The sequence below is a fragment of the Actinopolyspora sp. BKK2 genome (assembly GCF_011291845.1).
Lineage (GTDB): Bacteria > Actinomycetota > Actinomycetes > Mycobacteriales > Pseudonocardiaceae > Actinopolyspora > Actinopolyspora saharensis.
Genome location: NZ_JAANTE010000005.1, coordinates 93,224 through 112,941, shown reverse-complemented (window position 1 = coordinate 112,941; position 19,718 = coordinate 93,224). Strand labels below are relative to the sequence as shown.

Genomic DNA, 19,718 nt, shown 5'->3' with positions numbered 1-19,718 from the left:
TTCGAAGCTAAGCGCCACCCGGGGGTTCCGACCCGACGATCTGTGTCCGCTCCGGTCGGTCGCTCCGGTGGTCGCTCCGGGTGACTGCGCTCGACGGCTGCGCGGTGTCGCTCGGCTCACCGGGGTCACGGGGTGTCGGAGCGCTCGATCTCGGCCCTGATGCTCTCCGGACCGCGCCGCCCGGAGTCGTGCGGGCAGCCCGCGCAGGTGTCCTCCGGTTCGGGGGCCTGCTCCAGCAGGACGTTCCAGCAGTACCAGCAGGTCGGGCACTGGATCCAGTCCATCTCGCTGGGGGTTGCCAGCGGCAGCGTCGAGCCGCACGCGCTCTCCAGCGCGGGCGAGCCGTCCCACCGCCTGCCCCGGAAGGCGTGGCGTCTGCCCTCGGGCGCGGGCACCGGCATCCAGAAGTGCGGGTTCTCGAAATCCATCGAACCTCCTCATCAAAGTGCTCAAAGTGCTAAAACCACCAAAAACTAACCTTAACCGAACTGCCAAAACCGCTAAAGCGACAAGCGTCGACCGATCGAGCGAACTATCTTCGGGGCATGTCCGATCGACTGCTGACCAGCGGGGAGCTGGCGAAAGCTCTCGGGATCTCCCACCAGTCGATCACGCACTACGCGCGCACCGGTCAGCTGAACCCCGCGCTGACGACCCCGGGCGGGCACTACCGCTGGGACCTCGACGACGTGAAGCGCCAGCTCCGCGAACTCAACGAGCGCCGCCGCAGGGACTGAAGGGCGCGGGCGCCGGCATTCAGAAGTGCGCAGGCCGGCCAATTCCACTGCTCATCCTCCTCCTCATCAATCGGCAAAACTAGCAAATGTAGCAAAAGAAGATATACTTGCTTTACCAGCAAAACAAGCGAAGCGAGCAGCGTCGACCGATCGAGCGAACTACCTTCGAGGTATGTCCGATCGACTGCTGACCAGCGGGGAGCTGGCACGAGCCCTCGGGATCTCCCACCGGTCGATCACGCACTACGCCAAGACGGGCCAACTGGACCCCGCGCTGACGACGCCGGGAGGCCAGTACCGCTGGGAGCTCGACGACGTGAAACGCCAGCTCCGCGAACTCAACGAGCGCCGCCGCAGGGACTGAAGGGCGCGGCGGGACACCGCGCCCCGCTCAGGCTGATCAGCCCGCTGCCGAGGACCTCGGCCAGCAGATCCAGCGCTCCGATGACCTGCTCACCCGACCGTGGCGGAGCGCCGGGGAGCATCTCGACTGACGGCCGCTCGTGGTCCGGAGCGGGCCGGAGCTCGGCACCACGTCAGCTCCCACTCACCTTCACCCCTCCCGGAACCGTGACTCGCGGAGCTTACGACGCGAAAAACATCCGAAAACTTCTCTGGTCCTGCCCCGTGAGTCGGTTAGGCTCGTGCTCCCACTTGATCAACAAGGAAAGGGGTGCGATGACACACGCCTCCGACTCGGCCGGTTTACCCGCGGACGAGCACTACTCCCGCATGATGTCGATGATCACCGGGCACTGGGTGACCCAGGTCGTCCGCACGGTGGCGACCTACTCGATCGCGGAACACCTCTCCGAGGGCCCCGCGACGGCGGAGCAGATCGCCGAGGCGAAGGAGCTCGACGTCGACGCGACGCGGCGCCTGCTGCGCACCTGCGTCGGGCTCGGCCTGGTCGCGTTCACCGACGACGCGAAATTCGCCCCCACCGACCTGCTGCGCACCCTGCTGCCCGATGTGAACGGATCGCTCAAGGGCTGGGCGGTGGCGCAGGGCTCGCCCGGCCACTGGGAACCGTGGGGCAACTTCCCCGAGGCGGTCCGCGCGGGCAGGCGGCAGGCACCGGAGTACCACGGGCCGGAGCTGTGGGACTACTACTCCCAGTTCCCCGCGGAGGGCGCGGCGTTCACCACCGCCATGGACGACCTCTCGGCGATGGTCATCGACGAAGCCGCCAAGCTCATCGACACCTCGGGAACCAAGACCGCCGTGGACGTCGGCGGAGCCAGCGGCAGCCTGGTGCACGCGCTCATGCTCACCGACGACCAGCTGCACGGCAGCGTGTACGACCTTCCCCATGTCGTGCCGGACGCCGAGACGGCCGCGGCCCGGAAGGGGCTCGACCACCGGTTCACCGGGGTTGCCGGGGACTTCTTCGAGTCCGTGCCCGCGGCCGACCTGCACCTGCTGAAGTTCATCCTGCACGACTGGCCGGACGAGACCTGCGTGCAGATCCTGCGCAACTGCCGCGCGGGCCTGAACGAGGGCGGACGGGTGGCCGTCGTGGAACTGCTCATCGGTGAGCACGGCGAGCCGGGGCTGGCGCCGCTGATGGACATGAACATGCTCGCGGTCGTCTCCGGCAAGGAACGCACGCTCGCCGAGTACGACGCGCTGTTCACCGCGGCGGGACTCACCCGGACGAAGATGACGCGGACCAGCTCGGAGCACGTCATCCTCGAGGCGACCCCGGCCGACTGAGTCCACCGAGCCGGTCATGGACCGGGCGGCACGAGCCCCGGTCCGTTCCGCTGCCGATCCGCACGGTTCCGGCGAAGCGGTGGGCCCGGACACCGCGTCCTGGCCCACCGCGACCGGCCACACCTCGGCCGGTGGGCGGCCTCGCGGAAGGTGGAGCGCTCCCGAAGGGCGAGACGGAACCTCGAACGTCGTTCTCGGCTTCTCGGCGTTCTGTGGTCGTTTTCGACGCCCTGCCGAACCCCTGACATCGTTCCGCGGGGTCAAGAGGGCGGCGCAGCGGAAGGCGGAGCAAGAACGATTGCGCCACTCGCAGGATGAGTTCTACAGGTGGGGACCGAAGCAGGATTTTTTGTCGAGCTCCGAGCGACTTGCAAGCTTCTTCACGCTGTGGAGCGCAACAACGAACGAACCCACCGCTAGAGCAAGCACAGCAGCGACGACAACGATTTCTCCAGCTCCGAGGTGCACCACTTCCCCTTTACGGCCCTGACGATGCTTCTTCCGGTCGTGTCCGCCAAAAGCACCGCACTCTCGGCGCGCGGGCCGAATCCGGCCGCAACACTCGAGAAATGCCCGAGGTCGTGCACTGTCATCAGCCGGAGCGCGGTCAGCCGCACGAGGCGTTCAAGTCGGTAACCGCGGTGCGCATCCGAGCCTACCTTCCGAGAGGCGATGCGCGAAGAAGACAGCTGTCCTGCTATTCGGGGATTCTGCGTGGGACCAGCGGCGGGGTGTGGAGGTGCTCGGCTCCACTGCCCCGCCACTTCCGCGCCAGCGGGTTGATCGCCTCGGCCCCGCGAAGCTGCGACCGCACAGCGGACACTCGGGCATTACGACGCCACGAGCTGCGCCCGTCCTCATGGCCACGGCCGCACCGGACCGCACGCGCACGCTGCCGCCGAGGTGCTCACCGGCGTGTTCGGAAGCCGCTGACGAACGCACGACGAACGACGACAACAACCAGCCCGCTGAGCAGCGAAAACGTCGACGATCAGACGTTGAAGCGGAACTCCACCACGTCGCCGTCGCGCATCACGTACTCCTTGCCCTCCAGCCGGACCTTGCCCGCGGACTTGGCCGCGCTCATGGAGCCGGCCTCCATCAGGTCCTCGTACGAGATGATCTCGGCCTTGATGAAGCCGCGCTGGAAGTCGCTGTGGATGGCACCGGCCGCCTCCGGGGCGGTGTCGCCCTGGCGGATCGTCCAGGCGCGGGCCTCCTTCGGCCCGGCCGTGAGGTAGGTCTGCAACCCGAGGGTGTGGAAACCGGCCCTGGCCAGCGCGTTGAGCCCGGGCTCCTCCTGGCCCACCGACTCGAGCAGCTCCCTGGCCGACTCCTCGTCGAGCTCGGTCAGCTCCGACTCCACCTTGGCGTCCAGGAAGACGGCGTCGCCCGGCGCGACCATCTCGCGCAGCTCGGCGAGCTTGGACTCGTCGGCCAGCACTCCCTCGTCGCAGTTGAACACGTAGAGGAAGGGCTTGGTGGTCAGCAGGTTGAGCTCGGCCAGCTCGGCGACCTCGCCGCCCTTGCCCGCCGAGAACAGGGTGCGGCCCGAATCCAGGACCTCCTTGGCCTCCTGGACCGCGTCCAGCGCGGGCTTGCGCTCCTTCTTGGTGCGCGCCTCCTTCTCCAGGCGCGGCAGAGCCTTCTCGATGGTCTGCAGGTCGGCGAGGATCAGCTCGGTGTTGATCGTCTCGATGTCGCTGGACGGATTCACCTGCCCATCGACGTGAACCACGTTCGAATCGTCGAACACGCGAATGACCTGGCAGATCGCGTCGGCCTCCCTGATGTTGGCCAGGAACTGGTTGCCCAATCCCTGCCCCTCCGAGGCTCCCTGCACGATGCCCGCGATGTCCACGAACGAGACGGTGGCCGGCACGGTGCGGGCGGACTCGAACATCTCGGCGAGGTCGTCCAGCCGCCGGTCAGGCAGCGGGACCACACCGACGTTGGGTTCGATGGTCGCGAACGGGTAGTTGGCCGCGACCGCTTCGTTGCGGGTCAGCGCGTTGAACAGGGTGGACTTGCCCACGTTGGGCAGCCCGACGATTCCGAGAGTGAGGCTCACAGCTGTCCAAGTCTAGGAGCTCCTCCACGATCTCGGTCAGACGGTCGGGCGACGGCGCGCTGCCCGCCGCCCGGAGGGGCGCTCAGTAGCCGCCGTTCTCCTGCTCCTGCTGCTGCTCGCCGTCCTGCTCCTGCTGATTCCCGTCCTGCTGCTCGCCGTCCTGCTCCTGTTCCTGCTCCTGCTGGTCGCCGCCCCCACCGCCGGTGTCCTCGCAGGCGGCCCCGAGCAGCAACGCCAGAGCTGCCAGCACGGCCCCTGCCACTCGCCTCGCGCGCAGTCCCCGAGTCATGACTCGAAGATAGGCCGCCCCACCGGCGAACGCAGCGTGCTCGTGGTCGGTCCGGAACCGGCGAGCACCTCCCCGCCGGAACAGCACGTCCCGGAACCGCCGCCTCAGCGCGAAAGCAACCACAGCCGTGTCCGATTTCCGCCGGTGCTGCGCCGCCCGCGAGTGGCAGTATCGGGTTCATGCTGGTCAGCGAAGAGCGAGCCCACCGAGCCGTCGCCTCCCGCGACACCAGGTTCGACGGCTGCTTCGTCACCGGCGTGCGCAGCACCGGCATCTACTGCCGTCCCTCCTGCCCGGCACGCACTCCCAAGCCCGACAACGTGGAGTTCTTCCCGACCGCGGCCGCCGCGCAGCAGGCCGGCTACCGCTCCTGCAGGCGCTGCCTGCCCGACGCCGTCCCCGGCTCCCCCGAGTGGGACCTGCGAGCAGACCTGGCGGGACGGGCCATGCGCCTGGTCGACGACGGGACCGTGGACCGGGAAGGCGTCTCCGGCCTGGCCGCTCGCCTCGGCTACTCCACCAGGCACCTGACCAGGGTGCTCACCGCCGAGCTCGGGGCGAGCCCGCTGGCACTCGCCCGCGCCCACCGGGCGCACACCGCACGACTGCTGATCGAGACCACCGGACTCGAGTTCATCGAGGTGGCCCACGCCGCCGGTTTCGCGAGCCTGCGCCAGTTCAACGAGACCGTGCGCGAGGTCTTCGCCACCACCCCCACGACGCTGCGCGACCGGGCCAACCGCCGCACCGGCCCGGACGGGCTCCCCGCGGGGACGCTGCACCTGCGGCTGCCGCTGCGAACGCCCTTCGACGCAGCGGGGACGCTGAACTTCCTGCTCGCCGAGGCCGTGCCCGGTGTCGAGTGGGGGTCGAGCACGCACTACGGCAGAACACTGCGGCTTCCCCGGGGGACGGGAAGCGCCGAGCTGGTCCCGCGGCGGGAGCACATCGCCGCCACGCTGCGGCTGACCGACCTGCGCGACCTCGGCAGCGCGGTCACCCGGCTGCGCAGACTGCTGGACCTCGACTGCGACCCGGTCGCCGTCGACGAGGTGCTCGGCACCGACCCCGCCCTGTCCGGAGCAGTGCGCCGCGCACCGGGAATCCGGTTCCCCGGCAGCGTCGACGGCCCCGAGACAGCGCTCCGCGCGGTGCTGTCCCGCGGACTCCCGCCGGAAGCGGCCGCCAGCAGCACGGCCGCGCTCGTCGAAGCACTGGGCGAGCCGGTGCGCGGGATCGCGGAGAACACCCGGGCGAGGCTGTTCCCCCGTCCGGAAGAAGTGGCCGAGCACGCCGAGCCGGTGCTGAGCCACCAACCCGGAGGCGGCACTGCTCTCCGGGCGCTCGCGGAGCGGATCGCAGCCGACGAGCTCCGAATCGACGCGGGCAGGGACGACGTCGAACTGCGCGGCGAGCTGCGCGAGCTCGGCGGCCTCGACCCGGTCACCGCCGAGCACGTCACCGCCAGGGTGCTCGGCTCGCCGGACTCGCTCACCCCCGACGAACCAGTGCTGCTGCGCGGCGCGGCGCGACTCGGTCTCACCCCGGAACGGGCCGAGCTGACCCGGCGCGCCCGCGGGTGGTCTCCCTGGCGCTCCTACGCGGCGATGCACCTGCGGCGGATCGGGGCGACACACCCCCACCCCGGCTCGGAAGAGCCCCCGAAACCGGAAGAAGCGAACGCGGAAGAAGGACGAAAATGATCGCCCAGCACTCCACCACCGACACCCACCTCGGCCCGTTCACCGCCGTCGTCGACGCGGACGGGGCGGTGCTCGCCTCCGGCTGGACCCCCGAGGTGGGCGAACTGCTGCCCCTGATGGCCGCGTCGCTGCGGCCCTCCGAGACGCGGAAGGCGCTCGACCTCGGCGCGGTGAGCAAGGCGGTCGAGCGATACCACGCGGGTGAGCTGGACGCCGTCGACGAGATCCCCGTGCGGCAGAGCTCCGGCCCCTTCCGGGAGGGCGCCTGGGCGACGCTGCGCACGCTCCCGGCGGGGGCACCCGTCACCTACCGGGAGTGCGCCGCGCTGGCGGGCAGCCCGGAGGCGGCGCGGGCCGCGGCGGCTGCCTGCGCCAACAACGCCGCGGCGTTGTTCGTGCCCTGCCACCGAGTGCTGCGCGGCGACGGCGCGCTCGGCGGGTTCCGCTGGGGGACCGACCTCAAGGCCCAGCTGCTCGAGCACGAGAGGAATTGACCCGTCCCGGCCACTCGTCGTCCCGAGCTCCACGCGGGCAACGTTCCGCGCGAAACGGTCACTCTGGAACCACTCCAGAAAGAACGTTTCGCGCGAAACGTCCAAAAGTTCCCGGGGTTCCCCGGCGCCGCAGCGCAGAAGAACACAACGTCGAAGGACGCTGCGAGTCACCGGCGGCGCCACCCGCACCGCCAGGCAAGGGGACCGGGCACGTTCCGCCGAACTCAGTTGCGGGTGGCCCTGACTCCCCCGATCTCCCCATTCCGAAATGCCTCGACGAACAGCCGGTAGTCGTCGCGAACCACGTCGGCGTACTCCATCGCGAAGTCGCACATCCAGTTCGCGAACTCCTCCTCGTGGCCTGCCACCACGTTCAGGATCGCGTCCTCGGTCTGGAACGGGACCAGCGTCTGGTCGGAGTCGGAGTCGGACACGCAGTGCACCTTGGCCACGGCCCGCCCCAGGTAGTCCACCACGGGCAGGATGTCCTCCGGCTCGGTCAGCTCGCTCCAGTCCAGATCGGAGACGTAGGGCGAGACCTCCGAGACCACGTAGCCGACCCCGTCGATCTCGGTGTAGCCGAGCAGCGCGTCGGAGTGCGCCTGCAGCGCCCGCTGGGACAGCGCGGTGCGCTGACCGTGGTGCAGGAAGTAGTTCGCGATCCGCTCGTCGGGCACCACGGCGGCGGGAGCGGCCACGTTGGCCTGCTTCATGGACAGGATCAGGTCGTTCTCCAGCGCCTCGTTCTCGCCCTCGAGCAGCAGGCTGTAGGCGGGCAGACCTGCACTGCCGATGCCGAAACCGCTGCGCCCCACCACGTCCTTGACCCCGTAGGCGATGTCGCTCATCCGCTTGTCCTGCGGGATCGTCTCCAGGTAGCGCTCGTAGGCCTCGAGCACGCGCTTGTACTCCTGCTCGTCGAGCCTGCGCACCCCGGGCCCCTCCCGGAACCGGCGGTCGAAGCCCTCGGTCTCGGTGTCCCGAGCCAGCAGGCCACCCCTGCTGTACAACCGCGCGTGGCGCAGCACCTCGTGGATCGCGCCGTCGGTGTTGCGCAGGTTCAGCGAGAAGGCGGCGTCGTTGCCGCCCTCGACGAAACGACGCACCTGGTCGATGTAGGAGCGCGTGGCGTCCTTGACGAACCTCTTGATGTCCTCGTCCGGCAGCGCCTTGCTCCAGCCGATCAGGGCGATGCTGGCGGCGAAGCGCTGCAGGTCCCAGGTGAAGTGCCCCAGGTACGCCTCGTCGAAGTCGTTGACGTCGAAGATCAGCACGCCTTCGCTGTCCATGTAGGTGCCGAAGTTCTCGGCATGCAGATCCCCCTGGATCCAAACCCTGCTGGTGCGCTCATCGGCCCACGGATCCCTGAGCCGGGCGACGTCGGAGTAGAACAGGCTGGCGCTGCCCCGGTAGAAGGCGAACGGGGAAGCGGCCATCTTGCGGAACTTGGTGCGGAAAGCGGCGGGCTTGTCCCGCATCAGCTCCGAGAACGTGTCGACGAGCGTGTTCACGATGTGCTCGCGACGAGCATCCGAATCGTGAACCTCCAGCATGTTGGACAGCTCGGACATGTGTCGACCTTTCCCGACCCCAGGGGCCGCGCTCCTCGCTTGCCTCGTTCGTCGAGGTCTTTTCCGTTCGGGTTGCCGTAGTGCCCGCTCTGCGGGAACCACTCCGCCCGCGCCCTCCGCGGGGTCGTCCGCGCGTGACCGCGCCGCGGAGGCGCGCGGTCACGACTCGATCGCCAAGGACGAACCGCCGCGCGACTTGCGCACCCGCAGACGCACCGGGATCCGCTGCCGCAGCTCGTCGACGTGGGAGACCAGCCCGACGACCCGTCCACCGGCGCGCAACTCGTCCAACGCGTCCATCACCAGGTCGAGTGTATCCCCGTCCAGGGTTCCGAACCCCTCGTCGATGAACAGGGTGTCCAACATCGCTCCCCCCGCCTCCGCGCTGACCACGTCGGCCAGCCCGAGCGCCAGCGCGAGCGAGGCCAGGAAGGTCTCGCCCCCGGACAGGGTCTTGGTCGACCGAGTGCGCCCCGAGTAGTCGTCGACCACCCGCAGGTCGAGCCCGCCCCGCTTGCCGTGCGGACCCTGCTCGTCGGAGTGCACGAAGGAGTAGCGCCCGTCGCTCATGTGCCCGAGCCGCTGGGTGGCCGCCTCGGCGACCTCCTCCAGCCGCGCGGCGAGCACGTAGGACCGCAGGGTCATCCTGCGCGCGTTCTGCCCCTGACCGTTGATCACGTCGGTCAGCGCGTCCAGCTCGGCGAACTCCGCCTCGACCGGTTCCAGCTCCTTCCAGGAATCGCGCAGCTGCCGCCCGAGCTCGGTGATCTCGTCGACGCGCCGGTCGAGGTCGGCCACCGTGTTGCCCGCCTGCTGGGCGGCCTCCCTGGCCCGGTCGGCGGCCTCGGCCGCAGCCGCCACGTCCACCTCGGTCTCGGCGGACACCTCGGCCAGCTCCCGCAGCGTCGCCCGGGCCGCGGCCTCCCTGCGGTCCACCTCGGCCAGCCACTCCTCGAGCTCCTGGACGCGCCGCTGCTCCCGCCGCGCGTCCAGGGCCTGCTCAGGGGTCTCGAACCCGTTGTCCGCCGCGGTGCGGGCGAGCTCCGCGCGCTGCTCGGACTCCCGGGCCAGCGCCCGGTCGTGGTCGCCCTTGGCTGCAGCGAGCCGGTCCACCCGCTCCGCCCGTTCCACCAGGTGCTGCCTGCGGGCGGTGACCGTGTCGAACTCGCCGCGGGACTCGCTCAACCGCTGCTCCCGCTCGCGCACCTGCTCGGCGAGCGCGTCGCGGGAGGAGCGGGCTGCGGCGATCCGCTCGGCCAGTTCGGAACGCCGCTCACCGAGCCGCTCGCTGCTGGTCTCCAGCTCGGCCAGCTGCGCCGCCCTGGTCTCGCGCTGGGCGACCAGCTCGCTCAACCGATCCCGCTCGGAGGTGGCCCTGTCCAGTTCGGACCGCAACCACTGCTCGGTGCGCTCGCCCACCTGCTCGCGCAGCCGCGCGCACTCCCGCTCGGCCTCCTCCGCCAGGCCGCGCTGCTCGTCGCGCCACCGCTGAAGCTCTGTCTCCCGCTCGCGGGCCAGTCGCTCCTCCTCGGCGCCGACGGTCCGCTCGTGCGGTTCGGCCGGTTCGGGGTGCCGCGTGCCGCCGCACACCGGACAGGCCGTCCCCTCTTCCAGCTCCGCGGCCAGCTCGGCGGCCATCCCGGCCAGCCTGAGCTCCCGGATCCGCTGCAGCTCGGCACGCGCGCCCTGGTGGTCGTCCACGGCCCGGCGCTCGCGGTCCCGCGCCTCGACGCTGCGGTTCTCCGCCGCGGGAAGTTCCCGGGCGGCCCGCAACGCCGCCTCCAGCTCCTCCCGGTTGCCGCGCACCGCCTCGAGCCTCTCGGGGGCCTGCTCGGCCTCGTTCACCTCCGCGCGGGCCCGCTCGACGGCCGCGGGCAGCTGCCCCAGCTGCTCGGCCAGCTCCGCGTCGGTGGCCTCGTCGGCCGCGATCCGCTCGTCCAGCTCGGTGATCCGTTCCCGATCCCCGCGCTGCTGCTCGGCCGCGGACTCCAGGCTCTCCAGCACGGCGGCCCGCTCCCGGTAGCGCACGGCCAGCGCCCGCAGCTGCTCCGGGGCCTCCGCGGATTCGGTGTCCACATCGGAGCAGGCCTGCCCGGCCTCCCGCAGCTCCGCCTCCGCGTCCCGCAGCGCTGCCGCGGCCCTGTCGACGGTCCTGCCGACTTCGACCACCGAGGTGGCCCGCCGCGCGGCCTCCAGCTCGACCCTGGCAGCCTCGTGCCGCTCGGACTCGGCAGCCAGCTCGTCCAGTTCCGAACGCGCCGCGCGGACCCGCTCAACCCGGTCGGCGAGTTCCCGCTGCTTGGCCAGAGCGTCGTCGGCCTGCTCGCGCTGCCGTCGCAGCCGGTCGAGTTCCTGCCGGGCGCGCTCGCTCTCCAGGCTGAAGCTCTTCTCGACGCCCTCCAACCAGGTGGCCCGGTCCTCCTCGGGGGGTTCGGCCCCCACCACCTGGGCGAGCCGGGCCAGCAGCCGGTCGGCCTCGCCGCGCCGCTGCTCCAGTTCCCGGCCTCGTTCGTAACGCGTGTCCCTGAACCACTTCTCCACTGCGGAGAACCGCCGCGTCCCGAACAACCGCTCCAGCAGGTCGCCCCGCTCCTTGGCGTCGGCGCGCAGGAAGCGGGCGAAGTCCCCCTGCGGCAGCAGCGCGACGTGGCAGAACTGCTTGGCGTCTATGCCGAGCAACCGCTCGATCGTGGGACGCACCTCGGCAGGCCGGGTGATCCCTTCGCGCACCTCGCCGGAGGGTGGCTCGTTCAACCAGGTCAGCGTGGCCTTGGCCTTCTCGGTCGTGGAGCCCTGGCCGGACTTCTTCGGGCGCTCGTACTCCGGGTTGCGTTCCACCCGCAGCCGGTGCCCCTGCACGCTCAGCTCCAGCGAGACCCGGGTGGGGGTCGTCGGCTCGGCCGTGTCGCAGCGCAGCGCCTTGGCCTGGTTGCGCGCCCCGGGGACCTCTCCGTACAGGGCGAACACGATCGCGTCCAGCACGGTGGTCTTTCCCGCACCGGTGTCGCCGTGCAGCAGGAACAGCCCGTCATCGCTGAGCTCGTCGAAATCCACCACCTGGTGGTCCCGGAACGGCCCGAAGGCCGACATCTCCAGCCGATGCAGTCTCATTCCCGCACCTCCGAGGCACGCACGTCGCTCAGTGCCCGGTCCAGCAGAGCACGCTCCGATTCGGACGGATCACCTCCGCGGCAGTTGGCCACGAAGTCCCGCACGATCTGCCGCTCGTCCCGGCCGCGCACCGCCTCCGAGTAGCGCAGCGCCGCCCCGGCCCGCCCTCCGGCGGGCTGCCAGTCCATGTGCACCGCGTGGGGGAAGCGCTGCTGCAACCTGCGCATGCCGTCCTGCGGTCGCGTCTCGTCGGTGACCGTGGCGGAAACGTAGCATTCCGTGAACGCCTCGTGGTCCGGATCGTTCAGCAGCCCCTCGAGCGTTCCCTCCACAGTGGCCAGCTCGCGCGGGACGGGCAGCTCGTGCCGCCGCACCTCGGAAACCCCCTCCGCGTCCAGCTCGACCAACCAGACCGACTTGCGCTGGCCGGCCTCGGAGAACGAGTAGGCCAGCGGGCTTCCCGAGTAGCGCACCAGCTCGGAGACGCGCTGCGGACCGTGCAGATGCCCCAGGGCCGCGTAGTCGACCCCGTCGAACACCGCGGCGGGAACGCGATCGACACCGCCGACGGCGATGTTGCGCTCGGAATCGCTGGCCTCTCCCCCGGTGACGAACGCGTGGGCGAGCACCACCGACCTCGCCGCGGGCCTGCCCGCCAGTTCCGCGCGGACCCGGTTCATGGCCTCCCCGAGCACGGAGGGGTGGTCACGGCCGATGTCCTGTTCCGCCGCCCCCGGTGCCGAGGTGGAGCGCAGCACCTGCCGCGCCGGGTCCGGCTCCAGGTACGGGATGCCGTAGAAGGCGACCGGGCCGTGCTCGTCCTCGAGCACCGTCGGCTCGTGCAGCCGGGACGTCCTGGTGTGCAGGTGCAGACCTCCCGCCGCCGCGAACTCCGCGAACGCCCCGACGCGCTGGGGGGAGTCGTGGTTGCCCGGAGTGACCACCAGCCTGGCCCCGGCGTCGCGGATCCGCTCCAGGACGTCCACGCACAGCCGCACCGCCTCCCCGGAGGGCACCGAGCGGTCGTAGAGATCGCCGGAGACCAGCACGACGTCCACGCGTTCCGCACGAACCAGCTCGGCCAGTTCGGACAGCACGCGCCACTGGTCGTCCAGCAGGTCGTGCCCGTGGAAGCTACGACCGATGTGCCAGTCGGAGGTGTGCAGCAGGCGCATGGTCCGCACGCTATCGGCGATCGACGGCGCCCCGGGCGACCGGTCACCCGTTCCACCCGCGTGTCGGACTCGAACCCGCACACCTGAGGCGGTACGTCGAAGATGATCGGCGGGAAGGCCGGAGCGAGGAGACGAGAGGAGCGTCCGTGGGATCGGGATTTCTCGGGGTGCTGGTCGTGGTGCTGATACTGCTGTTCGCGGGGGCTCTCACGATGATGTGGCGGCTCTACACCGACAACGCGCGCCGCGCGGACGAAGCGCTGCGGATGCTGGACGAGGAACGGTCCCGCAGCACCAAGCAGCAGGCGGAGCTGCGCCGCTACGAGGTCACCTTCGCCTCGACCAACGGTCGCGGCGAGCTGGGCGAGCAGGCGCTGGTGCGCACCGCCACCGCCCTCGGCCTGCGCGAAGGGGTGCACTTCACCCAGCAGACCGACATAGCGGGCGGCGGCGCGGCCCGCCCGGACCTGGTGCTCACCGTGGGCGGGGGACGGCGCGTGCCGGTGGACGCGAAGGCCAGCCTGGCGGTGTGGGCCGAGGCCGTGGAGACCGACGACCCCGAGGAACGCAACGAAGCGCTGCGGGTGCACGCCAAGAACATCAGGGCGCGGGCCAACGAGCTGGCGGGCAAGGACTACCGGCGCTGGGCCGACGCCATCTACGGGACCGTCATGTTCGTCCCCTCGGACTCGGCCGTGGTCGCCGCGCTGGACGCCGACCCGAACCTGCTCACGTGGCTGCTGGACAAACGGGTGTTCCTCTGCGGGCCGACCGGGTTCGCCGTGCTGGCCTCGGCCGCGATGTTCGCGGCCACGGAGCAGGCCATCTCCGAGGACATGGAGCGGGTCCGCGCCCAGGCGGTGCGCGCCCAGCGCGCCGCCGGGTCCGCCGTGGAGGCGGTGAACCTGTCGAGCACGCACCTGCAGCGGTTCGTGTCCGCGCGACGCAGGGAACTGGACGCGCTGGAGAACTTCCGCGGCGCGGTCCAACCGCTGGCCGAGCTGTCCGACTCCACCGAAACCGGTCGGGTCGGGCGGGAGACGGAGTCCATCGCGGTGGACGGGGAGGGCGGGTGACCCGTCGTCGAGCGCACCGCGAAGTGACGGTTTCGCGCGAAACGTCCTTTCCGGAACGGTTCCAGAACGACGGTTTCGCGCGAAACGTTCGGCCGGGCGGCGCGCGGTGTTCCGCTCACTCAGCGGCGCGCTGCTGCCCGGCGAGGAAGTGCGCGGTGTCGACGGTGCGTTCGTGCAGGCTCCTGTAGTGCCGGTAGAAGGCGTCGTAGCGCTCCGCGTTGGCGACGTCGGGTTCCACCGTCTCCGCCACCGGGTTCCACCCGTCCGGATCGACCGCCACCCCGGTGGCCACCCCGGCGAGCAGCGCGTCGCCGTAGCACGCGCCCACCGTCTCCCGCGGAACCGACTGGGGCATCCCGGTGACGTCGGAAACTACGCGCGTCCACAGTCCACCCGTGGTCCCCCCGCCGACGGCGACCAGCCGTTCCACCTCCGCCCCGGAGTCCCGCATGGCCTCCAGGTTGTGCCGCACCCCGTAGGCGATCCCCTCGAGAGCGCTGCGGTAGACCTCGGCGCGTCCGTGCGAAGTGGTCAGCCCGAACAGCATCCCCCTGGCGTCCGGGTCGAACACCGGGGTGCGCTCCCCCGCGAAGTAGGGCAGCAGCAGCAACCCCCTGCTTCCGGCCGGAACCTCGGAGGCTGCAGCGACCAGTTCGGAGAACTCCGAGCCGAACAGCCCGCGCAACCAGTCGGTCACCGCGCCCGAGGTGGCCATCCCCGCGGCCAGCGTGTACGTGTCCGGGTAGGCACCGCAGGTGGCCCACAGCGCGGGGTGCGCGAGCGGCTCGCGCAGCACCTGCACGAAGAACATGGTGGTGCCGTACATCAGCATCACGTCGCCCGGGTTCCGCACCCCCACGCTGGCGGCCTCGGCCCACGCGTCCACGGTCCCCGTGGTCACGGGCAGCCCCTCCGGCAGGCCGGTCTCGGCCGCGGCGGCACCGCCGACCCGCCCGACCACCTCGGTCGGCCAGGCGAGCTCGGGCAGTTCCAGCCCGGGAGCCACCCTGCTCGACCACTCGGGGAACCAGCGCCTGCCGTGCAGGTCGTAGAGCGGATCGCACTGGCTGGCGGAGTGGTGGTCGAGCACGTAGCGCCCGGTCAACCGGTGCACCAGGTACGAGGAGCACATCAGCAGCTTCGCGGTGCGCCGGTACACCTCGGGTTCGTTGTTGACCAGCCAGCGGAGCTTCGGTCCCACCGCTTGGCTGCTCAGCGCGGAACCACCGTGGCGCAGAATCTCCTCCGCCCCCAGCTCGCCCTCCAGCTCGGATATCTCGGCCGTGGCCCTGGTGTCGACGCCGTACAGGATCGCGGGCCGCAGCGCGGTGCCGTGCTCGTCGGCGGGAAGCAGCACCGGTCCGATGCCGCTCACCCCCAGAGCGGCCGGCTCGTGGCCCTCCGCGGCGGGCAGCAGCTCGGTGACCAGCTCGCGGAAGTCGTTCCACCAGATCTCCTCCGGGTCGTGCTCAACCCATCCCGGACGGGGATACCGCGTCCGGTGGGCGCGCTCGGCCCTGGCGAGGACCTTTCCGTCGGTTGTGGTCAGCACTCCCTTCGAACCGGACGTGCCGATGTCGATGCCGAGCAGTACCGCTGCCATCCTGCGCTCCGTTCGCCGGTGGAGCTCTTCCGGTCGAGTTCGTCGCTCGGGACCTTCCTCCGGCGTCGGCGCCGAAACGACCACCCGGGCAACGCGCACCGCCGCCGGTTCCCCCGCGGTGCCCCCGCGAGGACGGTCCGCCGTCGCACGGGCCTCCGCCCGCCTGCGGGAAGCGCCGTTCCCGATCCCGCGCGAGGCCCGGATCGGCGACCAACCGCGACGATCCGAGCGGAAAAACCGCTGAGTAATCGTTTTCCCAAAAGTTATTCTCGTCGGAGTGGGGTGTCAACACGGCTCGCGGGAAGGAGAGCACGGCTGTGGCGACGATCAACGAGGTGGCCGAGCGGGCCGGTGTGTCCACGGCCACCGTGTCCAGGACCCTGAACGGCAAGGACACAGTGGACTCCGAACTGGCCGCACGGGTGCTCGCCGCGGTGGCGGAACTCGACTACCGGCCGAACGGGCCTGCGCGAAACCTGCGAAGACAGGAGACCCCCGTGCTGGCCCTGGTCATATCCGATGTGGAGAACCCGTTCTTCACCGCCATCTCCCGGGGAGTGGAGGACGTGGCGCACGCGGCCGGGTACTCGGTGGTGCTGTGCAACTCCGACGACGACGCGGACAAGGAGCGCTCCTACGTCTCCGTGGCGCTGGAGGAGCGGGTGGCGGGGATACTGCTCTCCCCGACCGGACACACCTCGGGCGGAGAGCTGCTCAGCGACACCGCGACCCCCTTCGTGGCGCTGGATCGCCCACTTCCCGACGCGCCCGGGGACACTGTCCTGGTGGACACCGGTTCCGCGGCGCGGGAGGCCACGGAACACCTGGCCGCACAGGGCTACCGGCGCCTCGGGTGCATAACCGGCCCCGCTGGGGTTCCCACCGCGGACGAGCGACTCGCGGGATACCGCGCCGGGCTGCGCGCGGCCGGGATGCCCGACTGCTCCTCGCTCGTGCGCCGCAGCGAGTTCAAGGCCGCGGGGGCCGGACGTGCCGCGCGTTCGCTGCTGGAGTCCACCCGGCCGCCCGACGCGCTGCTCGTGGCCAACAACGCCATGGCGCTCGGGGTGCTGGAAACCCTGCGTGAACTGGGGGTGCGGGCCGGAAGCGACGTGGGACTGGTGGCCTTCGACGACGCGCCCTGGGCACGACTGCTCGATCCACCGCTCTCCGTGGTGGCCCAGCCCGCCTACGACATCGGCGCCGTGGGCGCGCGACTGCTGCTGAACCGCATCGGGAACGAGCGCGGCGAGCCGAGCACCACCACGCTGTCCGCGCACCTGGTTCCGCGGGCCAGCAGCGATCCGCGCTGAACGCGCTGCCGCGCCTCGCTCCGCCGGATCCGGGCCAAAACCCGCGAGCCCCTCACGGGGAGCCACGACACCCCGCGCGGAACCACCGCGAAGGAGACCGGCGGCATCACTCCGGAGTCCGCCGGGAGAAGGCGGAGTACCGCACGGCCGACCACGGCGGGGCGTCCTCCACCGGGTTGAGTTCGATCCGGATCGAGCTCTTGCCCCTGGTCAGCTCGGGCGGGACGTCGAAGCCGTCCTCCAGCCACCGGTGGCTCTCGTTTCCGAGGGGCTGCGCCCACGTACCGGCCGGACGCCCGTCCACGCGAACCACGGCCCGCTGGCCACCGTGGAACTGGTCGCTCATCCTGCGCAGCCGCACTCCGGAATTGTTCGGATCGATGCGCAGGCGGAAACCGATCTCGCCCGTGGTCGACGTGGTGGAACGGGTGTGCGGCCCCGGGTTCCTCCCGCCCTCGAAGGTGGCGGTCAGCTGTTCGGTCGTCTCGCCGGTGGCCCGGTAGTGGTGCGCGATCCTGCTCGCGCGGTCGCCGAGTTCGACGACGTCGGTGCGCTCGCTCCGCGGGGCGAGACCTCCGTACCAGTAGGCCGTCGAGCTGTAGACCCCGGGCTCGTTGTTGGCCGGGCCGTGCTCCATCCCCGCCACCAGTTCCTCGGTGAACGGAACGGCGTCGGACAACAGCAGCCGATAGGCTCCCGTGCAGTCGTAGCGGCAACCGTCCCCGGAGTGCTCGTGAGCGGGGCTCCCGGCCAGCGGCATGTTGAAAGTGGCTCCGCCGCGGAAGTACCAGCCCGATTCGTAGAAGTCCTCCGTGCCCGTCCCGTGCCAGGCCGGGCTGGACGAACCGTCGACGTAGAAGCGCTCGTCACCCTCCAAGTAGTTGCGCTGATTGGCACGCGGGGTGGCCAGGGAGCGGGGCTGCCCGTCGGATTCGGCACCCGCCCGCGGGATCCTGCCGCGCATGGTGTGCGTGACCCCGTAGAAGGTGCCGCTCCCCCGCGCGGAGAGGAACTGCCAGTCCGAGCCCGGTTCGGTGTGGCCCTCGTGGTGCGTGGCGTGGAAGTACCCGGATCTCCTGCCGGGGTCGCTCCCGTCCGGGCTGGTGGTGACCCGGAGCGTGCCCTCGTCGATGGGCACCGGCCCCTCGTTGACCAGCTCGACCGTCGCGTCGTGGCGGAACGGCATCGGCCACCAGGAGGTGTACCACCCCTTTCCCGCGTCGATCGAGCTCATCAGCCTCCGGACGTCGTACTCGCCCAGTCCGGAGCCAAAGAACTCGCCGATCGGCGCGTCCACAGTGGTCCGCCCGTCGAAGCTGATGCGCAACCGCGTGTTCCTCAGGATCGAGTCCGACTCCGCGACCCGCTCGTCCGAGCCGGGCAACCGCGCGTGGAGACTGTCGCGCTGGGCCACCTCGTGGTCGATGCGGTAGTCGTGCGCCCGTTCCTCCCCCGGGTGCCCGGGCCCCAGGTCCAGCACGTCCGTGCGCACCCACTCGCCGTCGACCTTGCTGTGCACCTCGTAGCGGAACTCGTTGATGTCCACCGCGGCCGAGCGGAACTCGTTGGAGATCCTGATCTTCTCCTCGCCCGCGGTCAGCTCCTCGTCCACCTCGATGCGCTGCGTCCCCCACTTCCCGGGGCGCGCCGGTCCGCTGCGCCAGGTTCCCGCCGGGGAGCCGTTCACCCGGAGCCGAGCGACCTGCGCACCGACGTTGGCGTCGTAGCGCCGCGTCACCCGCACTCCCTCGTTGTCGGGGTCCACCCGCGCCGTGAAGGAGCTGCCGCCGTCGGAGCCGAAGGCTCGTCCGTCATCCACCACCCGCGGTGCTGGCACGACCCGCGGGAGCCGCAACCGCAGCTCGTCGATCCTGCCCGGGCCGTGGAACGGATCCAGCCGCACGGTCTCGCCCGGGGCGAGCGAGAAATCGCTCCTCCTGCTCTCCAGCGTCCCGGACTCGGGTTTGGGGTCGGCCACGCCGAACCGGCGGAGCTTGCGGATCACGTCGCGCGCCGGATCCGCAGGGTCGAACGTGTCGACCCCGCGCGCGTCGGCGAACGAGCGGTACCCCACGTGGTAGAAGTGCGGATTGTTGTCCACCGTCACGCGCATGGACTCCCGGTAGGGCATGGGGACCTTGATCACCGCACCACCGGCGGTGTCCGCGGCGTTGCCCACGAGCGGCCACACGAAGGGAGCTCCCAGCTCACCGTTGACCACGTCCGTGAGCGGGGCGTCGAGCACGGTGCGGCCGTCCAGCTCGATGCGGATGTTTCCCGTCGCGGTCACGTCCCCCCACGGTTGTCTGGTGAACCACATCGAGGTGATCTCACCCGCCCCGGCCCGTTCCGCGATGACGCACCCCTGCTCGTCGGTGCGCAGGCAGGAGTAGCTCCCCTCGAAGCCGTCGTCGTTGCTGCCGCTCCTGGAGAAGCTGGAGTACTGTCCGCTGTGCTGCGACTGCCTGATCGCGCCGAGCCGGTCCAGCTCGCGGTAGGTCCGCCAGCCGACAGGTCCCTTGCCCCCGGAGTGCTCCTCGCTCCCGGAGCCCTTCTCGCTCCCGGGAGGCTGGGAGCGGCTCGTCGTTCCCGGCTCGGCACGCGCCGGGCGGGTACCGACTTCGGGGACCGTGGCCGCCACGGTCGCGGCCACGGTGGCCACGACGAGTGCCAGCACTCCCGGTGCGCGTCGGGAGGAGCGACGACGGCCCGCCCCCGAACGCGTGACCGCGACTGGTCCCGTTGGCATCTGTTCCCCTCCCCGGACCGGACTTGCCCGGCCGTCGACGCGGTGCACCGTCGAGAACCGGCTCGTTTCCGGAGGAATTGTCATACGGAGATCGTCGGTTTTGCACCGAA

General features: G+C 70.7%; 15 protein-coding genes. 7 read left to right on the top strand and 8 right to left on the bottom strand.

Annotated features, from left to right (window positions below; all coding sequences use genetic code 11):
* Window positions 1-125 precede the first annotated feature (125 nt).
* Window positions 126-428: a hypothetical protein gene (locus G9Q41_RS12635; protein WP_175455159.1), complete on the bottom strand. Its 303-nt coding sequence runs from the start codon at window positions 426-428 to the stop codon at window positions 126-128.
* A 117-nt stretch (window positions 429-545) separates the two neighbouring features.
* Here G9Q41_RS12635 and G9Q41_RS12630 point away from each other — a divergent pair, with 117 nt between their 5' ends.
* The 3 genes from G9Q41_RS12630 (at window position 546) to G9Q41_RS12620 (ending at window position 2,453) form a co-directional block, all read left to right on the top strand.
* A complete protein-coding gene (locus tag G9Q41_RS12630) occupies window positions 546-737 on the top strand; it encodes a helix-turn-helix domain-containing protein (RefSeq protein WP_165633350.1) in 192 nt (63 codons plus the stop codon).
* A 172-nt stretch (window positions 738-909) separates the two neighbouring features.
* A complete protein-coding gene (locus G9Q41_RS12625; RefSeq protein WP_092526697.1) occupies window positions 910-1,101 on the top strand; it encodes a MerR family DNA-binding transcriptional regulator in 192 nt (63 codons plus the stop codon).
* A 314-nt stretch (window positions 1,102-1,415) separates the two neighbouring features.
* Window positions 1,416-2,453 (top strand): methyltransferase, encoded by a 1,038-nt coding sequence (locus G9Q41_RS12620; RefSeq protein ID WP_207631267.1) that lies wholly within the window; start codon window positions 1,416-1,418, stop codon window positions 2,451-2,453.
* A gap of 991 nt (window positions 2,454-3,444) precedes the next feature.
* Here the strand turns inward: G9Q41_RS12620 and ychF are convergent.
* Window positions 3,445-4,524 (bottom strand): redox-regulated ATPase YchF, encoded by a 1,080-nt coding sequence (gene ychF, locus G9Q41_RS12615; RefSeq protein ID WP_165633349.1) that lies wholly within the window; start codon window positions 4,522-4,524, stop codon window positions 3,445-3,447.
* 82 nt (window positions 4,525-4,606) lie between these two features.
* Entirely contained in the window at window positions 4,607-4,813 is a 207-nt protein-coding gene (locus tag G9Q41_RS12610; protein WP_165633348.1) for a hypothetical protein, read from the bottom strand.
* Between the two features lie 179 nt (window positions 4,814-4,992).
* Here G9Q41_RS12610 and G9Q41_RS12605 point away from each other — a divergent pair, with 179 nt between their 5' ends.
* Together G9Q41_RS12605 and G9Q41_RS12600 are read left to right on the top strand one after the other, a co-directional pair.
* Window positions 4,993-6,516 carry an AlkA N-terminal domain-containing protein gene (locus tag G9Q41_RS12605; protein ID WP_165633347.1) on the top strand — a complete coding sequence of 508 codons (1,524 nt, stop codon included), beginning with the start codon at window positions 4,993-4,995 and terminating at the stop codon, window positions 6,514-6,516.
* Window positions 6,513-7,010 carry a methylated-DNA--[protein]-cysteine S-methyltransferase gene (locus G9Q41_RS12600; RefSeq protein WP_165633346.1) on the top strand — a complete coding sequence of 166 codons (498 nt, stop codon included), beginning with the start codon at window positions 6,513-6,515 and terminating at the stop codon, window positions 7,008-7,010. The genes G9Q41_RS12605 and G9Q41_RS12600 overlap by 4 nt, the downstream gene beginning before the upstream one ends.
* A 224-nt stretch (window positions 7,011-7,234) precedes the next feature.
* On the opposite strand, the gene G9Q41_RS12595 is transcribed toward G9Q41_RS12600, so the two are convergent.
* From G9Q41_RS12595 to G9Q41_RS12585, 3 genes are all read right to left on the bottom strand, one after another.
* Window positions 7,235-8,581: a DUF2252 domain-containing protein gene (locus G9Q41_RS12595; protein ID WP_165633345.1), complete on the bottom strand. Its 1,347-nt coding sequence runs from the start codon at window positions 8,579-8,581 to the stop codon at window positions 7,235-7,237.
* Window positions 8,582-8,740: 159 nt separating this feature from the next.
* Window positions 8,741-11,692 (bottom strand): SMC family ATPase, encoded by a 2,952-nt coding sequence (locus G9Q41_RS12590; protein WP_165633344.1) that lies wholly within the window; start codon window positions 11,690-11,692, stop codon window positions 8,741-8,743.
* Window positions 11,689-12,867: an exonuclease SbcCD subunit D gene (locus G9Q41_RS12585; RefSeq protein WP_165633343.1), complete on the bottom strand. Its 1,179-nt coding sequence runs from the start codon at window positions 12,865-12,867 to the stop codon at window positions 11,689-11,691. The genes G9Q41_RS12590 and G9Q41_RS12585 overlap by 4 nt, the downstream gene beginning before the upstream one ends.
* Before the next feature lie 146 nt (window positions 12,868-13,013).
* Between G9Q41_RS12585 and G9Q41_RS12580 the strand changes: the two genes are divergently transcribed.
* Window positions 13,014-13,943, top strand: a complete 930-nt coding sequence (locus tag G9Q41_RS12580; protein ID WP_165633342.1) for a DNA recombination protein RmuC — start codon at window positions 13,014-13,016, stop codon at window positions 13,941-13,943.
* 115 nt (window positions 13,944-14,058) lie between these two features.
* Here the strand turns inward: G9Q41_RS12580 and G9Q41_RS12575 are convergent, their stop codons facing one another.
* Window positions 14,059-15,546, bottom strand: coding sequence for an FGGY-family carbohydrate kinase (locus G9Q41_RS12575; protein WP_165633341.1), 1,488 nt, complete (start codon window positions 15,544-15,546; stop codon window positions 14,059-14,061).
* A 317-nt stretch (window positions 15,547-15,863) separates the two neighbouring features.
* On the opposite strand from G9Q41_RS12575, the gene G9Q41_RS12570 reads away from it, so the two are divergent.
* Window positions 15,864-16,859, top strand: a complete 996-nt coding sequence (locus G9Q41_RS12570) for a LacI family DNA-binding transcriptional regulator (protein WP_165633340.1) — start codon at window positions 15,864-15,866, stop codon at window positions 16,857-16,859.
* A gap of 106 nt (window positions 16,860-16,965) precedes the next feature.
* Here G9Q41_RS12570 and G9Q41_RS12565 read toward each other — a convergent pair whose 3' ends face one another.
* Entirely contained in the window at window positions 16,966-19,608 is a 2,643-nt protein-coding gene (locus G9Q41_RS12565; RefSeq protein WP_242687406.1) for a glycoside hydrolase family 172 protein, read from the bottom strand.
* Window positions 19,609-19,718 lie beyond the last annotated feature (110 nt).

What these genes read in the sequence shown, in the direction of transcription:
- G9Q41_RS12635 (WP_175455159.1), bottom strand. Translation starts at nt 428, where the DNA reads ATGGATTTCGAGAACCCGCACTTCTGGATGCCGGTGCCCGCGCCCGAG.
- G9Q41_RS12630 (WP_165633350.1), top strand. Translation starts at nt 546, where the DNA reads ATGTCCGATCGACTGCTGACCAGCGGGGAGCTGGCGAAAGCTCTCGGG.
- G9Q41_RS12625 (WP_092526697.1), top strand. Translation starts at nt 910, where the DNA reads ATGTCCGATCGACTGCTGACCAGCGGGGAGCTGGCACGAGCCCTCGGG.
- G9Q41_RS12620 (WP_207631267.1), top strand. Translation starts at nt 1,416, where the DNA reads ATGACACACGCCTCCGACTCGGCCGGTTTACCCGCGGACGAGCACTAC.
- G9Q41_RS12610 (WP_165633348.1), bottom strand. Translation starts at nt 4,813, where the DNA reads ATGACTCGGGGACTGCGCGCGAGGCGAGTGGCAGGGGCCGTGCTGGCA.
- G9Q41_RS12605 (WP_165633347.1), top strand. Translation starts at nt 4,993, where the DNA reads ATGCTGGTCAGCGAAGAGCGAGCCCACCGAGCCGTCGCCTCCCGCGAC.
- G9Q41_RS12600 (WP_165633346.1), top strand. Translation starts at nt 6,513, where the DNA reads ATGATCGCCCAGCACTCCACCACCGACACCCACCTCGGCCCGTTCACC.
- G9Q41_RS12595 (WP_165633345.1), bottom strand. Translation starts at nt 8,581, where the DNA reads ATGTCCGAGCTGTCCAACATGCTGGAGGTTCACGATTCGGATGCTCGT.
- G9Q41_RS12590 (WP_165633344.1), bottom strand. Translation starts at nt 11,692, where the DNA reads ATGAGACTGCATCGGCTGGAGATGTCGGCCTTCGGGCCGTTCCGGGAC.
- G9Q41_RS12585 (WP_165633343.1), bottom strand. Translation starts at nt 12,867, where the DNA reads ATGCGCCTGCTGCACACCTCCGACTGGCACATCGGTCGTAGCTTCCAC.
- G9Q41_RS12575 (WP_165633341.1), bottom strand. Translation starts at nt 15,546, where the DNA reads ATGGCAGCGGTACTGCTCGGCATCGACATCGGCACGTCCGGTTCGAAG.
- G9Q41_RS12565 (WP_242687406.1), bottom strand. Translation starts at nt 19,608, where the DNA reads ATGCCAACGGGACCAGTCGCGGTCACGCGTTCGGGGGCGGGCCGTCGT.